Here is a 2,308-nt window from a genome sequence, read left to right as displayed (position 1 = left end):
CTCCAGGCCCGTGCGGCCATCCACCCGGCTCGCCGCCTCCACCGCCGCCGCCCGCCACGGCGCTTCCTCGTCGCGCGCCAGCCGCCGCAGCAAGGGCAGCACCTGCGAGCCGCCCCACCGCCCCAGCACGGCCACCGCCGCGGGCGTCGTGCGCTGCTCCACCGCGGCCTCGAGCGCCGCCAGCGCCGCCAGCGGATGGACGGTGATGAGCTGCTCCAGGGCCCGCGACGCTGTCCCCGACAGGGATGGATCCGCGAGCAGGGCCACCAGCGGCGTCAGGGCCTCCGGAGATCGCGTGCGCCCCAGCGCCCGCACCACCACCGCGCGCAGGTCGTCCTCCGCCCACTCCAGGAGCGCGCACAGCTCCGGCACCGACGTCGCGTCCACCAACAGGACCAACGCCTCCGCCGCCACCGTGCGCGCGGGCAGCGACAGCGCCCCCATGTTCGCGAGGAGCAGGCGCCGGCCCTCCGGCCCCAGCTGACCCAGCGTGAAGAGCACCTCGCGCAAGAGCCGGTCCTCGCGCGCGACCTCCGCCACGGCCAGCGCCAGCGAGGCCTCCCCGAGCGCCCCGGCGGCCACCAGCGCCCCGGCGCGCACCTGCACGTCCTCCCCGTCCAGCGCCTGCGCCACCCGCTCCTTCACCTCCGGGATGCGGCCCAGCACTCCGCGCGCGACGGCATCCAGCTCGCCGCGCTCGTAGGGGCCCAGCGCCGCCGCCTGCGTCCCCAGGGCGACGAGGGCCGCCTCGCGCACCGAACGCACCGGCGAGCCCAGGGCGCGGCAGAGGCGCACGGTGGACGCGCCCGGCGAGCACCACCCCAGCAGCCGCAGCGCGCTGCGCTGCAACCCCGGCTCCTCCAGCAGCGGCATCACCCGGGCCACGGGCGGCGCCCGGCGCAGCGCCGCGAGCCCCTCCAGCGCCGCGAGCCGCAGGAGGACCGTCTCCGCGTCCAGCAGCCCCTCCAGGGCCCGCGCCGCGGCGTCCCCCCCCATGCGGCCCAGGGCCTCCGCGGCGGACACGCGCACGTTGAGGTCCACGTCGGAGAGCGCGTGCACCAGCACGTCCTCCACCTCCGAGCGGCCCAGGTGGCCCAGGATGTCCACCGCCAGCTTGCGCTGATCCGGATCCTCGTGCTCCAGCAGGTGCACCACCGGGCGCAGGGCCACTTCGCCCATGCCGGCCAGCGCCTCGACCGCCGCGTTGCGCGCGCCCGTCTCCCCCCGCTCGCCCAGCACGGAGATGAGCCGCGCGGTGACGCCCTCCGGATCCGGCAGGCGCCGCAGCCCTTCCGCCGCCGCGTGCCGCACGCGCCAGCTCTCGTCGTGCAGCCCCGCGGTGAAGGTCTCCAGGGCTCCGGGCGCGCGCGGGTCCACCGCCTGCAACGCCCGGTACCGGGCCTCCTCCTGCCCCGCGAGGGACTGCACCGTGTCACTCATGTGCCGTACTCCCGTCGCGGCCCGTCCTTCGAGTCCCCCGCATCCTGCCCGAAGAACCCGGGCGAGTGGACCCCCGGCGCCGTCCGGGACCCGCTCACATCGCGGCTTGCATGCCGGGCTCCGAGTCCCACCCCTCCTGCGTAAAGAACCACAGGGAGTAGACCCCCAGGACCGTGCCCAGGGGGAAGCTCGGCAGCATCAGGATGGAGAGCACGAGCGCCAGCGCCTTGGACACCCGTCCGCCGCGCAGGAGGCTGACGCCCACCGCGAGCCCCGAGATGGCCATCCACAGGACGAAGAGGGTGAAGCCCGCCAGCAGGTAGACGGGCAGGCCCTCCCACACGGGCAGACGGACGTGCCGCCCCGTGGCGAGCCGGGACAGCAGCCACGTGGCGAGGCCGAGCCCCGCGGCGCCCACCAGCGCCAGCCCATGCACGCCCAGGTAGAGGAAGCCCAGCGCCGTCCGATGTCCGCTCAGGTCTCGCATGAGGACCTGCTCTTAATCGGCGGGCCCCGCGACGAAAGCGCCTGCTCACCCCGGCGTCCCGCGCGACTCCCGCTCCAGCTCCGCGCGCAGCAGCGCCTTCAGGTCCAGCAGCAGCCGCAGCCGCTCCGGCGGTCCGCACACGCCGACGATGAAGGGTGTGCGGCCGGCGGCCATCAGCGCGGGCGCGGGCTTGATGTCACCCTTGCGCACGCGCAGCACCTCCGCGACGCGGTCCACCCGCGCCACCACGCGCCGCGCGCCCAGCCTGCACACGAGCAGCCGCGTGCGCCGCGTCTCCGGCGTCTGCTGCCCCAGCAGGCGCCGGCGCAGGTCCACCACGGGCAGCATCGCGCCGCGCAGGTGCAGCACGCCCTCCACGAA

3 protein-coding genes are annotated in these 2,308 nt (G+C 76.3%); all 3 read right to left on the bottom strand.

Going from position 1 to position 2,308, the window contains the following annotated elements; genetic code table 11:
• Nucleotides 1–1,440: HEAT repeat domain-containing protein (locus tag D7V93_RS47575; RefSeq protein WP_120648558.1), on the bottom strand; the 1,440-nt coding region annotated here is incomplete at its 3' end.
• Nucleotides 1,441–1,534: 94 nt separating this feature from the next.
• Nucleotides 1,535–1,927 carry a hypothetical protein gene (locus D7V93_RS41955; RefSeq protein WP_120648557.1) on the bottom strand — a complete coding sequence of 131 codons (393 nt, stop codon included), beginning with the start codon at nt 1,925–1,927 and terminating at the stop codon, nt 1,535–1,537.
• Nucleotides 1,928–1,972: 45 nt separating this feature from the next.
• A partial coding sequence (locus D7V93_RS41950; RefSeq protein WP_208723329.1) for a chemotaxis protein CheW occupies nt 1,973–2,308 on the bottom strand: 336 nt, incomplete at its 5' end.

The organism is Corallococcus llansteffanensis, assembly GCF_003612055.1.
Classification (GTDB): domain Bacteria; phylum Myxococcota; class Myxococcia; order Myxococcales; family Myxococcaceae; genus Corallococcus; species Corallococcus llansteffanensis.
This window is presented reverse-complemented; position numbering and strand designations above follow the sequence as displayed.